Genomic DNA, 20,299 nt, shown 5'->3' with positions numbered 1-20,299 from the left:
GCTGACTGGAGTTTCGTTTATTTATGCATACGGTTTCTTTTGATATTCCAGCACTCGGACAGGCTGGTCAGGCGCAGATACAACAACGGATTGATCAGAAAACCAAACCTCCGGGGGCGTTGGGGGCGTTGGAAGTACTGGCCGCCCAACTGGCCCAGATCCAACAACTGGATGGCGGCGACGAGGAAATCCGGATCACCCGGCCAACCATGCTGGTGTTTGCTGCTGACCATGGTATTGCTCGTCATCCCGTCAGTATTGCCCCTCAGGCTGTCACCAGACAAATGGTGCTGAATTTTCTGGCTGGTGGGGCGGCTATCAACTGCTTTTGTCAATCCAGTGATATGGCCTTGCAAGTGATTGATGCCGGAGTGATTCAGCCGCTGGACGCTGATCATCGGTCACTGTTACGGCGTCGGGTTGGCCCGGGTAGTGCCGATTTTTCGGCCCAGCCAGCCATGACGGCAGAGCAGTACCAGCGCGCGTTATACCTGGGTGCAGACGTGGCCCGCGAGGTGATTGCCCAAGGCAGTAATGTGCTGGGGCTGGGTGAGATGGGTATTGGGAATACCAGCTCCGCCTCTGCGTTACTGGCACTGGCAGAAAACCTGGCAGTCGAGCAAGTCATTGGCCGGGGGACGGGCATTAATGATGATCAGCTGTTGCTCAAGAGTGAACTGGTGGGCCGGGGTGTGCAGCGGGTTCGGGCAGCGTATGCCGATGCCAGTCCGGCGGTTGCATTGCAGGAAGTGGGTGGTTTTGAAATCGTCCAGATCGTTGGAGCCATACTGGCGGCGGCGGCGCAACGGACGGTCATTCTGGTGGATGGCTTTATTGTCACGGTTGCAGCGCTGCTGGCCTGTCGGATGGAACCCGGCTGTCGGGACTATATGGTGTTCTGCCATCATTCTGCGGAACCGGCACATCGTTTGGCGCTGCAGGCCCTGGAAGCCAACCCCTTGCTGGATCTTGGGCTGCGACTGGGCGAAGGCACCGGCGCCGCTTTGGCATTACCCTTGTTGCGGGCCGCGGCAGGTTTTTATAACCAGATGGCCAGCTTTGCCAGCGCCGGGGTCGAGGTCTGATGTCGAGTCTTCTGATGCAGTTACGCCAGCATTGGCAGTTATTACAGTTGGCAATCAGGTTTTTGACCCGTTTGCCAATGAGTAGTCAGTTGCTATATAGCCCTGACAGAATGCACAGTGCCTTGGGTTACTTTCCGTTGGTGGGGTGGCTGCTGGGGTTGTTATTGATGCCGGTGTATCTGCTGGCAGAAGCCGGGTTAGGTATGGCTCCAGCGGTATGTGTGCTGTTGATAACCAGCCTGTTATTGACCGGTGCCTTGCACGAAGATGGCCTGGCGGATTGTTTTGATGGCTTTTATGGGGGCCTGGATCAGCCTCACAAACTTCGTATTCTCAAAGACAGCCGACTGGGCACGTATGGCAGCAGTGCGCTGTTGTTGGCGTTGCTGTTCAAGTACCTGTTGCTGGTCGCCCTGGCAGAACAGGGTGAATTACTACTGGCGTTATTGATTGGTTATCCCTTGTCGCGGGCGATGGCGATTACCCATGCCCAGGATTTGCCGTATGTATCGGCACCGGGAACCAGTAAAAGCGACCCGCTGGCGCACCCCATGAACACCGCCTTGTTGATGCAGGTACTGGTGACGGGAGCGGCGGGACTGTTGTGGTTGCCGTTCTGGTCGGCATGGGTGCTGGTGATTGCTGTTGTGGTCATGCGATGGTGGCTGAAACGTTGGATGAGCAAACATCTGTACGGTTTTACGGGAGATAGCCTAGGTGCTGCCCAGCAATTGCAGGAGTTGCTGATTTATAGCGTTTTGCTGGCCCTTGCGAATGGCGGACAACTGGCATGATTCATTTGATACTGGGAGGAGCTCGCTCGGGCAAATCCCGCTACGGCCTGTCTGTTGCCAGTGATCTGGCAGCCCGGCAACAGGTAAACAAATATTTTGTCGCCACTGCCACGTCATTCGACGATGAAATGCAGCGTCGGATTGAGCGGCACCAGCAGGAGCGAGGAAAGGATTGGCCGTTGGCCGAAGTCCCGCTGGCGTTGCCTGAGTATTTGGCGCAGCAGTCCGGCCCGGGTGTGATGCTGGTGGACTGCCTGACGTTATGGCTAAACAACCAGTTTTATCATTTTCCTGAGCAGGATTTCCCCGCCTTGTTTCAGTCGTTGACCGAGGCATTACAACAGTGCCCGTTGGATGTGGTGCTGATTGCCAATGAAATCGGTTTGGGCGTGATACCGGCTGGCGATGTCAGTCGAAGGTTTGTCGATCAGGCAGGCTGGCTAAATCAGGCAGTGGCGGCAATCGCCGACCGGGTCACGCTGGTGGTGGCTGGTATTCCCGTGATTGTAAAGGAGGTGCAAGCATGACAACCGATATAACAACAGGCGATACGATTATTGACCTGGTTCGACACGGTGCCGTGGACGGTGAGGCGGCCTTGTATGGCCGTTTTGATATTGCACTCAGCCCCGTCGGTTGGCGGCAGCTGGAGCAGGCATTGGCCGCGATTACTGCTGCGGATACAAGCATAGACGCGATCATTAGCTCTCCACTACAGCGATGTCAGGCGTTTGCTGCTCACTGGGCGCAACAACAAGGAATGGCGCTGGATATTGTTCCGGCGTTGCGGGAGTACGATTTTGGCGATTGGGACGGTATTCCATTTACCACCCTGTTTGGTCCCCCGGAAGATAACCCGGATGGCTGGAGCGAACTGGAAGCCTTTGCCCAGTTTCCGGCCGGTAATCCACCACCGGGAGGCGAACGCATCGAACAGGTGTACGAACGGGTGGTACAGGGCTGGCAGCAAATAACGGAGCAGCATGGGGGGCAGCATGTGGTAGTGATGTGCCACGGTGCTGTGATTCGCCTGATTCTGGGTTACTTGCTACCGGTCGACTGGCGGGATGGCAACTGGTATTCCTCGCTGGCGATTCATTATGGCAGTCGCACCCGTATCCGCCTTTCGCCGCACCCTGACGTGGCACCGGTGGTGGAGTGTATCGGCTGGTTGCCTGCGGGCAGTGAGTCGTGCTGAATCATACCTGGCGATCCCCGGACACACTGATGGTGCAAGGCACCACCTCGGATGCCGGTAAAAGCTTGCTGGTGGCGGGCCTGTGCCGTTGTTTCCACAATCTTGGTATCGCGGTGGCGCCGTTCAAACCACAAAATATGGCTCTGAACAGTGCCGTGACCGCGTCCGGAGGTGAAATTGGCCGGGCTCAGGCACTCCAGGCCAAAGCCGCACGACTGGTACCCCATGTCGATATGAATCCGGTGCTGCTCAAACCCCATTCAGACACCGGAGCCCAGGTCATTATTCATGGCAAGGCCATTACCGATATGGAAGCCGCGGCCTATCACGATTACAAGACCAGGGCGATGACCGCGGTACTGGCATCCCACCAGCGCTTGCAGCAGCAGTACGAACTGATCGTGGTGGAAGGGGCAGGCAGTCCGGCAGAAATCAACTTGCGCGACCGGGATATTGCCAATATGGGGTTCGCTGAAGCCGTTGACTGCCCGGTGATTATTATTGCCGATATTGATCGGGGCGGCGTGTTTGCCCAGCTGGTGGGGACATTGGAGCTGTTATCTGAGACCGAACAGCAGCGGGTGGTGGGCTTTGTGATCAACAGGTTTCGCGGAGATATCGGGTTGTTGCAACCGGGCCTGGACTGGCTGCAACAACGCACGGGCAAACCGGTGCTGGGTGTCTTGCCTTACCTTATGAACCTTGGTGCTGCGGCAGAAGATGCCATTGACACCGAGCAGCAACTTGATCACACCGACATTCGCTTGCGGGTACGTGTGCCGGTGCTGTCGCGTATCAGTAATCACACCGATTTTGACATGCTGCGCCAGCACCCGCAGGTAGACTTTGCTTATGTCGGGCCAGGGCAGCCATTAACCGGCGCTGATCTGATTATTTTGCCCGGCAGTAAAAACGTCCGGGCCGAACTGGACCTGTTACGTAAGGGGCGTTGGGCCGGCGATATCGCCCGCCATCTGCGATATGGCGGCAAGGTGATGGGTATTTGTGCAGGCTATCAGCTGTTAGGGGAAGCCATTCATGATCCCGAAGGTGTCGAAGGCCCGGCGGGCAGTGCAACAGGCCTGGGTTATCTGCCGATTGCAACACGGCTGTTCCCGGACAAATCCCTCACCAACGATCATGGCCAGTTGCTGTTGTATGACGACCATCACCAGATTGTAGCGCCGCCGATGCGGGTGCCAGTGACCGGTTATCAAATACACGTCGGACGGAGTCATTATCTTGAGCCATCGACGGCCCGGCCATTTGCACAACTGGATTCCGGCAAGAGCCAACTGGACGGCTGTTATAGCGCCGACGATCAGGTGGCTGGAACCTATCTGCATGGGGTTTTTGATACGCCATCTGCCTTGCAGTCCATTCTGGCCTGGGCCGGTGCCAGCACTGACCGGATTGACGATTATCAGCAACAACAGGAGCAGGCGCTGGATCGTATTGCCGCTTCCTGTGCCGAACATCTTGATATCCCGGCGTTGCTGGCGTTTAGCTCGGCATCCAGGCCCCAAGTACCCACTCAAGAAAACAGCCAAGAAAACAGCCATCATCCATTATCAGGGAGCAACCCGTGAGCCAGCCACTCGATAAAAATGCAACACACAAAGCCAAAATGCAGCAACAGCAAGCCACCGTCGCCGAACGGGTCAAGGCTGCACAGGAAAAACGCGGCACACTGATCGTGATCACCGGTAATGGCAAGGGCAAGTCCACGTCCGGTTTTGGCACCATTGTGCGGGCACTGGGCTACGACTATAAAACAGCCGTTGTACAGTACGTTAAAGGCACCTGGCCCTGTGGCGAACGAGATCTGCTACAACAACTGGGGGTGCCGTTTCATGTGATGGGGACCGGGTTTACCTGGGATACTCAGGATCGGGAAAAAGACATTGCCGCGGCACAAGAAGCCTGGGCGGCCAGCAAGGTATTTCTGGCGGACCCGGATATTCATGTGCTGTTGCTGGATGAACTGACCTATATGCTCAGTTTCGAGTACCTGGATATTGACGAGGTTCTCGGCGCTCTGGCCAATCGTCCGGTTGAACAAACCGTGGTGATTACCGGTCGGGATGCGCATCCCCGGTTGATTGAACTGGCCGATACCGTCAGTGAAGTACAGCCGATCAAACATGCGTTTGACGCCGGTATCAAGGCCCGTAAAGGAGTCGATTGGTGAGGTTGGTTCATGGTATTGGCGGGCTCTGGCTGGCCACGGTCTTGGCGGTGCAGACAGCACCCGCCATGTCAGTCGGGACAGCACCTCAAGCTGCTTCGGTGACGCCTGCCACTGCTGTGGCCGCCGACCGTCAGCGGTTACGTATTATTGCGCTGGCGCCACATATCGTAGAGCTGCTTTATGCCATTGGTGCCGGTGAACAGATTATCGGCACCACCGAATACGCCAACTACCCTGAGGCGGCCAATCACATTCCCCGAGTGGGGTCGTACGCTGGTTTGCAGATTGAAAAAATCCTGCAAATGAAACCGGATCTGATCATCGCCTGGGGCACCGGGAACCCGTTACCGGATCTGGAGCGACTGCGGCACTATGGTCTGCCCGTGGTGTATTCCGAAGTGACCCGACTGGATGATGTGGCCAGCGAGTTGCGCCACTTTGGCCAGCTCACCGGCCATGAAAAGCGTGCCGAGCAGCAAGCGCTGGCGTATGAGCAACGCTTGCAGCAATTACGCCACCGCTTTGCAGGTAAAGCTCCGGTGCGCGTGTTTTACGAACTCTGGTCGCGACCGCTGACCACGGTGGCGGGTAACGCCTGGCCACAGCAACAGTTGATCCTGTGCGGTGCACACAACCCTTTTGCCAGTCTGGATCAGGATTACCCCGGTGTTGGTCTGGAGCAGGTGATTGTGTCGGCTCCGGAAGTCATTATTCAGCCAAGCCACAATACAAACGACAACAGCAATATTGACGCTGATGCGGTTAACTGGAGTCGCTGGCCAACTATTCCAGCGGTGAAAAACCAGCAAATGCTTCATCCGAATGCCGACAAGTTACACCGCATGACGCCACGGGCGCTGGATGAAATTCAAGTGCTGTGTGAACAGATCGATCGTGCCCGATAAAACCGTCGGCATAAAAACACTTTTTCGTGATGACAGGCCTGATCACTGCCTGTCCCAGTCGTAGTAATCTCGGTCAGTCTGTTACTTATGAGAATGACTGCCTATGACCCGTTCCCACACTGAAGCACTGATTTTCAACTACTACCAAGCGTTTAATCAACGCGATATGACGACCTTTCTGGATTTGCTGACGGCGGATGTGATCCACGATATCAACCAGAGCGAACGAGAAATTGGCAAGGAAGCCTTTGCGCGCTTTATGGAGCGAATGAACCGGCACTACCAGGAAACGCTGAAAGATATTGTGATTCTCAGCAGCCCCGACGGCGAACGTGCCGCAGCTGAATTTGTGGTGCATGGCGAATACCTGCTCACGGATGATGGCTTGCCCGCCGCCAATGGTCAGCGTTATGTATTGCCTGCCGGGGCGTTTTTTGATGTTCAGAATGGCAAAATTGCCCGCGTCAGCAATTACTACAACCTCGACGACTGGATTCGCCAGGTCACCGAGGTGGCTGCAGACTGATGTGCTTCAGGGCTTGCTGCGCCTGGGGCGGGTCAGCCGGGTACGTTTGAGGCGTCAGTCAGGGATAACAGGATTCTGCCAGGAAGGCCCAAAATACGGCCAGAATGCAGCGGATATTGTGCTTGCATGAAAATATCCGCTGCGGTGCCTGTGCCGGTTTCTGAATCATTCCAGTGGCTGGCCGTGACAGGTTGGACTGGTCTCGATACAAGCGGCCTTGCTGGTTGAAATTACCGTCTGCCTTCTGGCGCTGACACGTCGTATAATGGCCGTTCGATTTCCCTCATATTCGCTGTTTTCAGGATCGCTTTTGTCTTCCGACCATTCTTCAGTCCCCACCTCTGACCAGGCTGTAACCGCCGATTCACACCCTGCTGCCATTGATGCGCGGGCCTTGCACCAGGCGATCGACCATTGTCTGATCCGGGATCGCCTGCGCTTGCGGCGGCAGTTGAAAGAGTTGCTGGCCAGTCAACGACGGCAACAGCCGTTTGAGTCTGCACTGGCGACATTGCTGTCACGTATCGAAACCAGTCAGCAGCGGGTGGCGCAACGCAGTGATCCGGTGCGCTTGAGTTATCCGGATTTACCGGTTTCGGAGCGCAAGGATGAGATTCTTTCAGCCATCAAGAACCATCAGGTGGTGGTGATTGCCGGTGAGACCGGGTCGGGTAAGACCACACAGTTACCCAAAATCTGTCTGGAAGCCGGACTGGGGCGTTATGGTCGTATTGGCCACACCCAGCCGCGCCGGCTGGCGGCCCGGTCGGTGGCGCAGCGTATCGCGGATGAACTGAGTGTCGAGCTCGGGTCGCTGGTCGGCTTCCAGATTCGTTTTACCGATCAGAGCAGCGACCAGACGCGCGTCAAGTTAATGACCGATGGCATTCTGCTGGCGCAAACCCAGCATGACCGCTTCCTCAATGAATACGATGTCATCATTATCGACGAAGCCCATGAGCGCAGTCTGAACATCGATTTTCTGATGGGCTACCTGAAAAACCTGCTGCCCAAACGGCCTGACCTGAAGCTGGTGATCACCTCGGCGACCATTGATGTCGAACGCTTCTCGGCTCATTTTGGCGATGCGCCTGTGATACAGGTGTCCGGTCGAACCTATCCGGTCGAGACCCGTTACCGGCCATTGGTACGGGAATCGGAAGAGGAGGCTGATCGCACCCTGTTCGAAGGGGTGCATGATGCCTTGACCGAATTGCGTAACGAGGACAAAAAAGGCGGTGCTCCTGGGGATGTCCTGGTGTTTTTACCCGGCGAGCGAGAGATCCGGGAGTGTGCTGAATATTTACGGCGTGCCAGTTTGCCCGCTACGGATATTTTGCCGCTGTACGCCCGTCTGAGTGGTTCCGACCAGCAGCGGATATTCAAACCCCATGGTGGGCGTCGAGTGGTATTGGCTACCAACGTTGCTGAAACCTCGCTGACGGTGCCAGGTATTCGTTATGTGGTGGATGCCGGTGTCGCCCGTATCAGCCGCTACAGCTACAAAAGCAAGGTACAGCGTTTGCCGGTGGAGGCGATTTCGCAGGCCAGCGCCAATCAGCGTGCCGGTCGTTGTGGCCGAACCTCGCCGGGCATCTGTATCCGTCTGTATGAAGAGAGTGACTTTTTGGGGCGGGATGAATTTACCGACCCGGAAATTCGCCGCACCAATCTGGCGGCAGTGATTTTGCAGATGTTGCATCTGGGGCTGGGGCGGTTGCAGGATTTCCCGTTTGTCGATCCACCGGATGAGCGGTTTATCAAGGATGGCTTTACCCTGCTGCAAGAGCTGGAGGCAGTTGATAAACAACACAAGCTGACTGCTTTGGGGCGGCAGATGGGCCGTTTACCGACCGATCCGCGTTTGTCCCGCATGATGCTGGAAGCCCAGAAGCAAGGTGCATTAAAGGAAGTGCTGATTATAGCGGCGGCACTGACAGTGCAAGACCCGCGTGAGCGACCGCAGGATAAACAACAGCAGGCCGATGAAAAGCATCGCCTCTGGCAAGATGAAGACTCAGACTTTGTGGCATTGGTGAATCTTTGGAATGCCTACGAAGAGCAACGCCAGGAGCTGACCCAGAACCAGCTTCGCAAGTGGTGCAGCAAGCATTTTCTCAACTATATGCGCATGCGCGAGTGGCGCGACACCCATCGTCAGCTGCATTTGCTGTGCAGGGATCTTGGTCTGACCGAAAACAGTCAGGTGGCCAGTTACGAGTCGCTGCACAAATCGTTGTTGGCGGGCATGTTGAGCCAGATCGGTTTTAAAAGTGAAGGCCAGGAATATCTGGGTGCCCGTAACCGCAAGCTGTTTGTTTTTCCGGCGTCGAGCCAGCACAAGAAAAAGCCGAAATGGATGATGGCGGCGGAGCTGGTGGAAACCAGCCGGTTATTTGCCCGTACCGTGGCCAAGATCGAACCGGCCTGGATTGAGGAAATCGGCAAACCCTTGCTCAAATACCAATATTTTGAGCCGCATTGGCATGAGAAGCGTGGCCAGGTGGTGGCGTTTGAACAGAGCACCCTGTATGGCCTGATCGTTAATCCGCGCAAACGGGTGAATTATGCCCTCAGTCATCCACGGGAAGCCTGGGAAATACTGATTCTGGAAGGTCTGGTCGGACAGAAGATCCGTACTCGGGCGGATTTCTTGCAGCACAATATCGACCTGATTGCCGAGGTGACCGAATACGAAGAGAAATCCCGCCGTCGTGATCTGGTGATTGATGACAACTTCCTGATCGACTTTTATCAGGCACGTTTGCCCGAAGAAGTGGTGACTACCCGGCATCTGGAACGCTGGTACAGCAAAGCGACTGAGGCGCAACAAAGCGCTCTCAAACTGACCCGGGAACAACTCTTGAGTGATGCCGCCGCCGGTATTACTGATCGGGACTTTCCGGCGGAGCTGGAGTGGCAGGGGCTGCAATTTCCACTGAGTTACAAGTTTGCACCCGGTGCCATGGATGATGGGGTCTCGCTCAGTGTTCCCGTGGCGATGTTACAGCAGGTGCCTTCCGCTCAAGTGGAGTGGCTGGTGCCCGGATTTATTGCCGAAAAAGTAGCGCTGATCATCAAGGGCCTGCCCAAAGCCATCCGCAAATTGTTTGTTCCGGTACCGAATACCGTCGAAGATTTCCTGCAAGGGGCGCATGCCAGCAAAGGCAGTTTGTATTCTTTGTTGTGTGCCTACCTGAACCGGACAGCCCGGCCTCGTATTGAAGTAGATACCTTGAGGGCGATTGAGTTACCTGCGCATATGCTGATGAATATCCAGGTGCTGGAAGACGGCAAGTTGATGGCGGAGAGTCGTGATCTGGAGGCATTAAAAACCGATCTGAATGAACTCAGCAAGCGTCAGATGCAAGGCATGGTGAAGCATGAGCTGCAGCGGGAAAACGTCCAGCGTTGGGATTTTGGCGATTTGCCCGAAGCCACTCAGTCTGAGATCAACGGTTTGCAAGTGCGGGCATTCCCGTGCCTGAAAGTGGACAACGAGCAGCTGCAGCTGACCGTGGAAGCGGATGCCGATGCTGCCCGGCGCAGTCATCGGCGTGGGTTGGTGACCCTGTTCCGGCAATCGCTGAGCGAACAGGAGCGGCTGTTAAAAAACCGCATCCAGAAAAGTATGAACAACCGCTGGTTGCAGGCCAAGGGAATGGGTACCCAACAGTCCCTGACCAACGAGTTGGTCGAAGCCGCTTTCCAGCAGGTGTTTGTTCCGTTGGATGAGCCATTGCCCTATAAAGAGAGTGATTTTCAGCAACGCTTGTTACGTCGAGCGACATTGGTAGAGCACGGTGAGCAGCTACTGGCGCAATTTATCGAATGGCTTGCCCTGCGACATAAAATCCTCAAGAGCATGAGTGGGGCTGTCAGCCTGGATCGCGCCATGGCCTACAGCGATATCAAGGTGAATCTGGAGCGTTTGCTGCAACCCGGCTTTATGCTCGATGCCAGCTGGAAGCGACTGACATGTTTTACCCGCTACCTTAAAGCCATGGAATATCGCATCGAGAAACTGCAGGGCAACTTGCCTCGTGATCGTCTGGGCATGAAAGAATACGCCTCGGTTTATGAGCCTTTTGTGAAGTTCACTGAAGGTATGGTGCTGGATGAACCATCGGAACTGACGGATTTTCGCTGGTTGTTGGAGGAGTTCCGGGTGTCGCTGTTTGCCCAGCCGCTAGGCACCCAGGAAGCGGTGTCGTTAAAACGGCTTGATAAACGTTGGCAAGAGTTGACAAGTTAGTGGCTGGGCGCTCTGGTGAGGACAGCGATTGGTCATTATGATGGTTGTCTTTGTTTATGGAACAGGCCGGTATTGAGATGCGGCTTTTTTCCATGCCTGCAAGCTGTTTTAATACCGCCCAAATGGATTGAGGGGATCATGATGAAGCTTCTTCTTGCGACGTTGCTCTTGACGTTGGCCAGCACTGGCCAAGCGGCCAGCGCTGATGACAATCTGGACCCGTGGGAGGGCTTTAACCGTCGGGTTTTTGCATTCAACGAGGTGATGGATAAATACGTGCTGAAGCCGACAGCTCAAGCGTACCAGTATGTGACACCACAAAGTGTGGATGATTCGGTGAGTAATTTTTTCTCCAACATTGGCGATGTGCTGGTGGTGGTGAATGACCTGGGCCAGCTCAAATTGACTCAGGCGGCGTCGGATACTGGCCGTTTTCTGGTTAACAGCACGGTCGGTTTCTTTGGCTTCTTTGATGTCGCAACCCATATTGGCCTCAGAAAACACAATGAAGACTTTGGCCAGACGCTGGGGTATTGGGGAGTTGGCACCGGCCCGTATCTGATGCTGCCGCTCCTTGGTCCAAGCAACTTGCGCGATACCGGTGGTTTGGTGATGCACTGGGGGAGTGGCCTGACCAGTTCCAGGATAGGTGACAGCGTCACTGAAGACTACTCGATGATCGCCTTGCAGGCTGTTGATTTGCGCGCCGACCTGATTTCCTCAGAAGGCCTGATTACGGGCGATCGGTATATATTCTTGCGCAGTTTTTATGTGCAACGGCGGGAATATCTGGTGAATGACGGTGTGGCGGCCGATAGCTTTGAAGATGATTTTGACGATTTTGACGACGAAGAATGGGATGACGATTGGGATGAAGACTGGGACGAAGGTTGGGATAAGGAAGACCAAGACCCGGCATCCACTGGCGAAACCTATTCGATGTGATTTTGAGTTGATGTGATGGATCGATAAAACCAAAAAGCCCCGGTGATAGATAAACACCGGGGCTTTTTTTATGCTCGACTTTTTACATCTTTACATCGTTTTTCCAGCGCTTTGCAGGGCGCTGTTTTTCGGTGCCGTCTTGCGAGCAAGGCATGACGGCGGAATTATTGCCCGCGTTTGGGTAATACGTTTTTAAGCTTGTCGTACATGGTCAGGATCGCTGTTTCGGTTTCGTCCCAGCTGATGCAGCCGTCAGTGACGGACTGACCGTATTCCAGCTCATCCAGGTTGGCCGGAATATTCTGGCGACCGTGCTTGATGTTGGATTCCACCATCAGACCGATAATGGACTGGTTGCCATCCAGGATCTGGTTGGTGACGTTTTCCATAACCAGTGGTTGCAAGGCCGGGTTTTTGCTGGAGTTTTCGTGCGAGCAGTCAATCATGATGTTTTGTGCCAGCCCGGCTTTTTCCAGCGCCTGTTCAGCCAGGGAAACATTGACGGAATCATAGTTTGGCTTGCCACCACCACCGCGCAAAACAATATGGCCATACGGGTTGCCCTGGGTCGTCACAATGGCTACCGAACCTTGCTGGTTAATACCGAGGAAGCGATGCGGATTGGCGACCGACATCAAGGCGTTGGTCGCGACTGACAGGCTGCCATCGGTGCCGTTCTTGAAGCCGACCGAAGAAGACAGGCCGGAAGCCATTTCGCGGTGAGTCTGGGATTCCGTGGTGCGGGCACCAATGGCAGACCAGGTGATCAGGTCTTGCAGGTACTGCGGAGAAATCGGATCGAGTGCCTCGGTAGACAGCGGCAGACCCATTTCAGACAGGTCTTGCAGCAAGCGCCGGGCAATGTGCAAGCCTTCTTCAATCTTGAAACTGTCGTTCATGTAAGGGTCGTTGATCAGACCTTTCCAGCCAACGGTTGTACGGGGTTTTTCAAAATAAACCCGCATCACCAGATACAGGGTATCGCCGACTTTTTCAGACAGCGCTTTCAGGCGTGTGGCGTAATCTTTGGCGGCATCGACATCATGGATTGAGCAGGGGCCAATAACAATAAAAATGCGATTGTCCTTGCGATCCAGAATATCACGAATCACCTGGCGGCCTTGTTGTACACAGCTGACGGCGGCTTCGGAAATAGGCATTTCCTGTTTGAGCTGATCGGGGGTGATCAGGGTGGTAATCGACTCGATGTTCAAGTCTTCGACACGGTTGTCTGTCATAAAAATCCTGATGATGGTTGACGCTTGTATGTTGGGCCAGATCGCTCGACGGTCAGTATAGCCAGCTCTGCTAAAGCGGGCGGCATTTTGGGCGGTGGCGCTGTTATAATTGAGTGATTATGACAAATACAGCTCAAAAAGCACATTCAGCAAATGAAACAGGTGTATTACGCATGGGGCTGCCGATGTGGTTTTTGCCGCAATGGAAAGGGCAATTGCTCTCAGCCGATCAATCCAGCGCCAGTGCCCTGGCAGAATACAGCCAGGTCTTTCGCTCGATTGAGGGCAATACGACGTTTTATGGTTTGCCTGAGGCGGCGCGGCTACGGCAGTGGCTGGACCTGACAACAGAAGACTTTCGTTTTTGCTTCAAGCTGCCTCGGGCAATCAGTCATGCAACGGATATTCAGGCGGCTTTGCGAGGCTTGCCAGGACGAGACCTTGCAGCTTTTCTGGAAGTGATCCTGGCCCATGCTCCCGACAAACTGGGTGTGTTGATGTTGCAGCTTCCCGGACGCTTGGGTGCCGACCGTGCCGGAGCGGTTCTGGAGGCTCTGGATTATTTGCTGGGTGGTCATTTCAGTGGCAGTCAGGGCAGTGGACTGGCATTGGATATTGCCGTGGAATGCCGGCATCCGTCGTTTTTTGACAAAACCCATCATGAGCCCCGATGGTTGCGGGCGTTGGCCGATCGCCAGATTGACCGGGTCGTGTTTGATACTCGGGGCCTGATGGCAGATAAGGGCTCGTCTGCAGCGCTACTGGATGCCCAGCGTAAAAAGCCAGCCATGCCAGTACACCCGATCGCGACAGGGCGTTGCCCGGTGGTGCGCTTTATCGGCCATCCTCGTTATGAAGACAATCAGCGCTATTTCCAGCAATGGCACAAGAAGTTGAGCCAATGGCAGCAGCAGGGCAAGTCGCCCTATGTTTTCTGGCATACCGTGGGTAATCACGATGTGCCGCAACTGCATCGGCGTTTGCTGCAAGAGTACTGGCAGCAGTCAGTTGTTTGGCCCGGAGCAAGTGGCATTCATCAGGCCGCGGATTTATGGGGCTGATGTGCAGGTACAGGGTTTGGCCCAGGCCTGGCAAGGCTGATGGTTCAGAACAGCGCGTATTTAAGGCCCAGTCCAAACAGCAGGCTGGCCAACAAGCTGCGCAAAACATTTTCCGGGATATGTCGGGCCAGACGGCTGGATACCTGAATCGCCGGGATGGAGCCAATCAGCAGAGCGCCCAACAGCATAAAGTCAACATGCCCCATATACATATGTATCAAACCGGCTGCCAGTGTCAGGGGGACAGCGTGGGCGAGATCCGTACCCACCACATTGGTTGAGCGCAGCGCAGGGTACAGAATCATCAGGATCGCAGTACCAATGGCACCGGCGCCCACCGACGACAAGGTGACCAATACACCAAGAATAACCCCCATGGCGATGGTTAAATGACCAATGCGGGCAGGGTTGTCGCCAAGCAGGCGGTTGGACCAGTACTGGATCGTGGTGCGAAAAACGATGGCACAGGCCGTGAACAGCAGCATGGCACCCAGCACGCTGGTCAGAATATGGCTATATTGCTCTGGGTTATCAAAGAGCTGGTTCAGTATTACACCGGTGATCAAGGCGGAGGTTATACTACCCAGTGCCAGTTTGCGCATAATGCCCCAGTTCACATGGCCCTGCTTGTGATGCGATATTGCGCCAGAGACCTTGGTGATTGAGGCGTACATCAGATCGGTACCAATCGCGATATGGGCAGGAAAACCAAACAGCAGCAGCAGAGGAGTCATCAGCGCGCCGCCGCCGATGCCTGTCAGGCCAACAATAAAACCAACACCAGCGCCGGCGAGGATATATAACAGAAAGTCCATGTTTGAGGTCTACACTGCCGAGAACGGAAAGAGGATGTGATGGTACTCTAACCGAGCACCTTCTATACTTAAAAAGAATATTTGATTATATTTTTATAACTGAATTTCTGGGGAGGTAGCATGAAGCTACAGCAGCTTAAATACATATGGGAAGTAGCCCACCACGATCTGAATGTGTCTGCCACCGCTCAGGTGTTGTACACCTCGCAGCCAGGCATCAGCAAGCAGATTCGTCTGTTGGAAGATGAGCTGGGCGTTGAGATTTTTGCTCGCAGTGGCAAGCACCTGACGCGGGTTACCCCTGCCGGTGAAGAAATTCTTGCGGTAGCCGGAGAAATCCTGCGCAAAGTCGAAGGTATCAAGCAAGTTGCCCAGGAATTTAGCGATGAAACCAAAGGCTCCCTGACGCTAGCTACCACGCATACCCAGGCCCGTTATGCCTTGCCAGGAGTGATCAGCGTCTTTATGAAGCAGTATCCTGATGTGGCGCTGCATATGAACCAGGGGACGCCAATGCAGATTGCAGAGATGGCGGCCAATGGTACCGTCGACTTTGCCATTGCGACGGAAGGCATGGAGCTGTTCAGTGATCTGGTAATGATGCCGTGTTACCGCTGGAATCGCAGCATACTGGTACCTGCAGATCATCCATTGGCGCAGTGTCAACAGCTGACGCTGGAGCAGGTCGCCAATTATCCGTTGGTAACATACGTCTTTGGTTTTACTGGGCGTTCCAAGCTGGATGAGGCTTTTAAAAGTCGAGGGCTGACACCGAGAGTAGCGTTTACTGCCGCGGATGCCGATGTGATCAAAACCTACGTACGGTTAGGGGTTGGTGTTGGCATTATTGCCAGCATGGCGCTTGATCCAGTGCAGGATAAAGATCTGGTCGCGATTGATGCCAGCCATTTGTTTGCGCCCAGTGTGACCAAGATCGGTTTCCGAAAAGGTACCTTCCTGCGTGGTTTTATGTATGACTTTATTGCCGGGTTTGCGCCACATTTGACGCGAGAGCTGGTGGATGCGGCGGCACAATGTGGCAGTAAACACGATGTGGAAGACGTATTTGATGGGATCAAGCTGCCGGACGTCTGACCGTAGCCGGTAGGGGGGACCCGCCGGGGTTGGCAAGTTGTCTGGCAGGTAAGCCGTTTACACCGTTACAGCATCGAGGCACTGAGGCTGTAATCGCGGGGTAGCGCATGGATGCCAGGCCCTGATGGAACTGGCAACCGCAGTGCGCAAGCCTCCGCCAGGGCGGAGAGTCGTTATCCCTTGCTGATGATATTGGCGCTGTGCAGGCCACATTCCTTATGGGTTTCTTCTTCCCACCACCAGCGACCTTCCCGTTCGTGCTGGTTGGGTAATACCGGGCGTGTACAGGGCTGGCAGCCGATGCTGACAAAACCACGGCTATGCAGCGGGTTGTATGGCACATCAAACATCTTGATGTATTCCCACACCTGCGCGGATGTCCAGTGGGTTAACGGGTTGTACTTGATTAACTCCCCCTGGCGGCCGGGTGATGCATCAACCTCGATCATTTCGATATTGCTGCGAGTACCGGGGCTCTGGTCACGGCGTTGGCCGGTGATCCAGGCATCCAGGGTGGCCAGTTTGTTTTTTAACGGCTGGATTTTACGAATCCCGCAACACTCTTTATGGCCGTCTTCGAAAAAACTGAACATGCCCTTGTCGGAGGTAAACTCCTGCAGTGCCTGCTGGTCCGGCGTTTGTACCTGGATCTTGATGCCATAGTGCTTGCGTACGGCTTCGATAAATTCATAGGTTTCAGGGTGCAGGCGGCCGGTGTCGAGAGTGAATACCTGAACATCCCGGCGAAGCTTGACGGCCATATCGATCAGCACCACATCCTCGGCACCACTGAACGACACGGCAATGGCGTCGTGCTGTTCAAGGGCGTAGCGAATCAGGTCTTTGGGGCGCTGGCTAGCATACTCTGCATTAAGTTGGGTGAAGTCTGTCATCTGGCTGAACCGCTAATTACTGGAAGTTTGGTTAAATGGTAGCACGCCACTTTTAGGTCAAAAAATACTAATAAAGAATATTGTTATTTCATTATGGTTATAAAGTCAGTGTTTTTAAGCTGCGCGCCGTTAAGGCCCAATACCATCAGCTGGCGGTAGCGTGGCAGGGTGCTGGTAATCATTTAACCAGAAGGAATTCTGTTATTTTGTCCTTGCTCTTAAAAGCTAACAGATCGTTGTTGAACCTTAAACCTCCGTTCCCCCCGGCGGTTGTGTTATAGCAGGCAACTGGCTAGAGTACGGCGGCTGAAAATACCCCGAAAAACTTCCTCGAATCGCGGAGATATCATGGAAATCGCATGTTTGGACCTTGAAGGTGTTCTGGTTCCTGAAATCTGGATTGAATTTGCCAATAAAACCGGGATTGAGGCGCTTAAAGCCACAACCCGTGATATTCCTGACTACGACGTGCTGATGCAGCAACGTCTGGGTTTATTGAAACAGCATGGTTTGAAAATCCAGGATATTCAGGACGTGATAGCGACCCTGTCGCCACTGGAAGGGGCTGCGGAGTTTGTTGACTGGCTGCGTGAGCGTTTTCAGGTAATTATTCTGTCCGATACGTTTTATGAGTTTTCCCAGCCATTAATGCGTCAGCTGGGTTTTCCAACGCTGTTTTGCCACCGCCTGATTACGGACGAAGCCGGTAACGTTGTGGATTATAAATTGCGTCAGGCCGATCCCAAGCGGCAATCGATCCGGGCCTTGCAAACCATCTACTACCGCACCATTGCGGCCGGTGACTCCTACAACGACACCACCATGCTGGCTGAAGCGGATGCTGGCATTCTGTTTCATGCACCGCAAAATGTGATTGACGAATTTCCGCAATTTCCAGCAGTGCATACGTATGACGATTTGAAAAAGGCGTTTATCAAAGCCAGTAATCGTGAACTAAGTCTCTGATCCTGATGTGATTTAATGCATGCATGGTCAAGTATTGTATTTGATGTCATGTATCCACTGTAATACGTATTGAGCGATTGGCGGATTGTCCGTCAATCGTTCATCGGTTTTGTCGTAATGGGCGGTAAGGGTGTGTTGAATAGCCAATACATCTTTTTAGGTCAGCCAAAACAGTGTAATTTGACGATGACATTCATGGGCAGGTACCGCTGACAGCCAGAATGACAATTAAATCGGGAAGTTATTACTGTCGCGACTATACTAGGCGTTCGTGACAGTGTGTTTTTTAAGAAAGCTACGTTATTCAAGATAAAATCTGGTTGGATGTCGTTTTTGCCATGGTGGCCAGAGCATCTTCAGGGATTTTCCAGTACTTGTAATTCCTTTGCTGATAAGTGATAAACGGGTTCTGAATATGTATCAGCAATGGCTGATTTTAAGTATGACCAACAGGCAATGGCGGGAGAATCCAGTCAGGAACTCCAAGAGAGAAACTGTCAGATGGTTGCTGGCATTCGTGCTGTGTGGGCTTGCCCCAACCGTCATGGCTGATAACGTGGTGATTTCCACCGGGCAATCGCATCTGGAAGATCACAAAACCTACGATCAGACTCCAATGACCTCTTCCGGCAGTAGTACGGTGACGCAGCATTCGTCAAGCGCCGGTCAATCGTCTGCTGCCAGCCGTTCTCCGGTAATCCGCTCCGCCGCCAAGGCGCCGGCCGTTGCGCCGGTCAAAACAACAAAACCGGTCGCCAAAGAAAAGAACACCACGACCACGACGGTCACCTCGACTCCCAAAACAGCAACTGCCAGCAACCTGCCAGCCGCTGCGGTAAGAATCGAAGAACAACGCCGCAGCAGTTTTGCTTTGCCGGTTCCTTCGCAGGAGCTGACGGGTGTTGCCCGTACCGAAACGGCCGACACCCCCAGTGGTCATGGTGAAGGGCAAGAGCATGGTGGCAGTGCCGCTGTTGCAGAAGACGAGTTGATGGAAATTCTCGCTGGCAGCGTAGAAGTCGGTGCCGGGAGTGATAGCTCGCCAGAAATCACCCAGCAGGTAGTTAATCCACCAGCGGTCAGTGCTCAGGTGGTCAGTCCGCAAATGACCAGTCAACAAATGACCAGTCCGCAAATGGCAGTGCCACAGGAAGTTGTTCCTCATGTGGCGGAAATACAGCAACACAGTGCCCCGGTAATCAAGTTGCTACCGGCGGATCAGGTCAATCAGTTACAGTCCCGGCGGCGGGTTCAGCCCCAGGAAGCTGCCGGTATGGTGGAGGTGCCGGCGGCACATCATAGTGGGCGCGTCGTGGTCAAGGAGGAAGTGAATTACCGGCCACCGGCTGAAGTAACGTATTTGCCTCCGCAACCACTGGAAGCAGACCGCCACCCAGGTGCTGCTGATACCACTCGATCATCCGTTCCTGCGGCCAGGGTATCTCCGGGTTATACCCGTTCCAATGTGGTTGAGGTCGCGCCAATGCCGACGTCTGAACTGGTTTCCAGAAACAGCTCCGGCAGTACCGGAGTGTCACACCGTCAAGGTGTAAAGAATATTGGTTCCCGCTCCCGGTCGGTTAGTAGCAATACAACCCAAGGGTACACCCGGTCAGAAATTATCGAAGTGGTGCCGATTCCTGCTTCGGCACTGGTTTCCAAAAAAACGGTTCGGGATACCGGGACAGCCCAGCGCTCAGTCCCGGCTTATGTGGCCCCCAAGGCATCGTCTGGCAAGAGTGTGGCTGGTGTGAGCAGCTCTAAAACCCTTGCCACCAAACCTGCGGTGACCAGTCAGCGGGCATTGCCAACGCCGTCCAGCAGTCTGACGCTGAACAAAACAAAGCCGGTGGTCAAGTCGCCTGCGGTGAATCAGGCAGCGACGTCATCGGTCAAGACCACCAAAAAAGTGCCGGCAGACTTTCCGCGCTGGAATGCCAATCGTGATCTGAATAATCCCGGTGCCGAACCTGCGGCGACAACAACCAGTAAAGCCAGGAAAACACCAGTGGCTGCAACCCCTGCCAAGTCACAAGACGAGGCCAAGGCTGAGTCCGCTGTTGTGGCCAAGGCGGTAACCGTGGTCGAACCGAGGGAGCCGGCCAAAGCGGCGGCACCGGCGAAGTCGACCACACCAACCCGGTCAGTCAAGCCAGCCAAAACAACGGCAGCCAAAACAACGGCAGCCAAAAAATCGTCGACCACCAGCACCGGTACGACCGTGATCAGCAAGCAGGATGCGGTAATGAACATCAAGACGCGTGAAAGTGGTGGGCAGGTAATATACCGGATCGATCCGTAGCCATGGCTGATGACCGGTCTGGTTGGCCCT

General features: G+C 54.4%; 17 protein-coding genes. 14 read left to right on the top strand and 3 right to left on the bottom strand.

Annotation, left to right across the window (positions count from 1 at the left end):
• The first annotated feature begins 23 nt into the window (after positions 1-23).
• The 10 genes from cobT to Q8W24_RS10775 all read left to right on the top strand — a co-directional run bounded on the left by cobT (position 24) and on the right by Q8W24_RS10775 (position 11,899).
• Positions 24-1,085, top strand: coding sequence for a nicotinate-nucleotide--dimethylbenzimidazole phosphoribosyltransferase (gene cobT / locus Q8W24_RS10820; RefSeq protein WP_305475267.1), 1,062 nt, complete (start codon positions 24-26; stop codon positions 1,083-1,085).
• Positions 1,085-1,879 (top strand): adenosylcobinamide-GDP ribazoletransferase, encoded by a 795-nt coding sequence (gene cobS / locus Q8W24_RS10815; RefSeq protein WP_305475266.1) that lies wholly within the window; start codon positions 1,085-1,087, stop codon positions 1,877-1,879. Before cobT ends, cobS begins: the two co-directional genes overlap by 1 nt.
• The gene (cobU, locus tag Q8W24_RS10810) at positions 1,876-2,406 is read left to right on the top strand and encodes a bifunctional adenosylcobinamide kinase/adenosylcobinamide-phosphate guanylyltransferase (RefSeq protein WP_305451876.1); all 531 of its coding nucleotides are present in this window, start codon (positions 1,876-1,878) and stop codon (positions 2,404-2,406) included. Before cobS ends, cobU begins: the two co-directional genes overlap by 4 nt.
• On the top strand, positions 2,403-3,077 hold the full coding sequence (locus tag Q8W24_RS10805) for a histidine phosphatase family protein (RefSeq protein WP_303431437.1): 675 nt from the start codon (positions 2,403-2,405) through the stop codon (positions 3,075-3,077). The genes cobU and Q8W24_RS10805 overlap by 4 nt, the downstream gene beginning before the upstream one ends.
• 29 nt (positions 3,078-3,106) lie before the next feature.
• Positions 3,107-4,666 carry a cobyric acid synthase gene (locus Q8W24_RS10800; RefSeq protein WP_305475287.1) on the top strand — a complete coding sequence of 520 codons (1,560 nt, stop codon included), beginning with the start codon at positions 3,107-3,109 and terminating at the stop codon, positions 4,664-4,666.
• Positions 4,663-5,268, top strand: coding sequence for a cob(I)yrinic acid a,c-diamide adenosyltransferase (cobO, locus tag Q8W24_RS10795; protein ID WP_370693323.1), 606 nt, complete (start codon positions 4,663-4,665; stop codon positions 5,266-5,268). The genes Q8W24_RS10800 and cobO overlap by 4 nt, the downstream gene beginning before the upstream one ends.
• On the top strand, positions 5,265-6,173 hold the full coding sequence (locus tag Q8W24_RS10790) for a cobalamin-binding protein (RefSeq protein WP_305475265.1): 909 nt from the start codon (positions 5,265-5,267) through the stop codon (positions 6,171-6,173). Before cobO ends, Q8W24_RS10790 begins: the two co-directional genes overlap by 4 nt.
• A gap of 103 nt (positions 6,174-6,276) precedes the next feature.
• The gene (locus Q8W24_RS10785) at positions 6,277-6,699 is read left to right on the top strand and encodes a ketosteroid isomerase-related protein (protein WP_305451879.1); all 423 of its coding nucleotides are present in this window, start codon (positions 6,277-6,279) and stop codon (positions 6,697-6,699) included.
• A 310-nt stretch (positions 6,700-7,009) separates the two neighbouring features.
• Positions 7,010-10,954 carry an ATP-dependent RNA helicase HrpA gene (gene hrpA, locus Q8W24_RS10780; protein ID WP_305475264.1) on the top strand — a complete coding sequence of 1,315 codons (3,945 nt, stop codon included), beginning with the start codon at positions 7,010-7,012 and terminating at the stop codon, positions 10,952-10,954.
• Between the two features lie 138 nt (positions 10,955-11,092).
• Positions 11,093-11,899, top strand: coding sequence for a VacJ family lipoprotein (locus Q8W24_RS10775; RefSeq protein WP_305413398.1), 807 nt, complete (start codon positions 11,093-11,095; stop codon positions 11,897-11,899).
• A 164-nt stretch (positions 11,900-12,063) separates the two neighbouring features.
• Here Q8W24_RS10775 and Q8W24_RS10770 read toward each other — a convergent pair whose 3' ends face one another.
• On the bottom strand, positions 12,064-13,137 hold the full coding sequence (locus Q8W24_RS10770; protein ID WP_303431443.1) for a 3-deoxy-7-phosphoheptulonate synthase: 1,074 nt from the start codon (positions 13,135-13,137) through the stop codon (positions 12,064-12,066).
• A gap of 119 nt (positions 13,138-13,256) precedes the next feature.
• Here Q8W24_RS10770 and Q8W24_RS10765 point away from each other — a divergent pair, with 119 nt between their 5' ends.
• Positions 13,257-14,198, top strand: a complete 942-nt coding sequence (locus tag Q8W24_RS10765) for a DUF72 domain-containing protein (protein WP_305475263.1) — start codon at positions 13,257-13,259, stop codon at positions 14,196-14,198.
• 44 nt (positions 14,199-14,242) lie between these two features.
• Here the strand turns inward: Q8W24_RS10765 and Q8W24_RS10760 are convergent, their stop codons facing one another.
• On the bottom strand, positions 14,243-15,013 hold the full coding sequence (locus Q8W24_RS10760; protein WP_305451883.1) for a sulfite exporter TauE/SafE family protein: 771 nt from the start codon (positions 15,011-15,013) through the stop codon (positions 14,243-14,245).
• Positions 15,014-15,133: 120 nt separating this feature from the next.
• Here Q8W24_RS10760 and cysB point away from each other — a divergent pair, with 120 nt between their 5' ends.
• A complete protein-coding gene (gene cysB / locus Q8W24_RS10755) occupies positions 15,134-16,108 on the top strand; it encodes an HTH-type transcriptional regulator CysB (RefSeq protein ID WP_303431446.1) in 975 nt (324 codons plus the stop codon).
• A 173-nt stretch (positions 16,109-16,281) separates the two neighbouring features.
• Here cysB and Q8W24_RS10750 read toward each other — a convergent pair whose 3' ends face one another.
• Complete coding sequence (locus Q8W24_RS10750; protein WP_303431447.1) at positions 16,282-17,001, bottom strand: phosphoadenylyl-sulfate reductase; 720 nt, start codon at positions 16,999-17,001, stop codon at positions 16,282-16,284.
• Positions 17,002-17,349: 348 nt separating this feature from the next.
• Here Q8W24_RS10750 and thrH point away from each other — a divergent pair, with 348 nt between their 5' ends.
• A complete protein-coding gene (gene thrH, locus Q8W24_RS10745) occupies positions 17,350-17,967 on the top strand; it encodes a bifunctional phosphoserine phosphatase/homoserine phosphotransferase ThrH (RefSeq protein WP_303431448.1) in 618 nt (205 codons plus the stop codon).
• A 544-nt stretch (positions 17,968-18,511) separates the two neighbouring features.
• Entirely contained in the window at positions 18,512-20,269 is a 1,758-nt protein-coding gene (locus Q8W24_RS10740; RefSeq protein WP_305475262.1) for a hypothetical protein, read from the top strand.
• The last annotated feature ends 30 nt before the right edge of the window (positions 20,270-20,299 follow it).

It is taken from the genome of Oceanobacter sp. 4_MG-2023, assembly GCF_030689165.1.
Lineage (GTDB): Bacteria > Pseudomonadota > Gammaproteobacteria > Pseudomonadales > Oceanobacteraceae > Oceanobacter.
The sequence above is the reverse complement of the archived record's forward strand: the minus strand, read 5'-3'. Positions and strand labels throughout refer to the sequence as shown.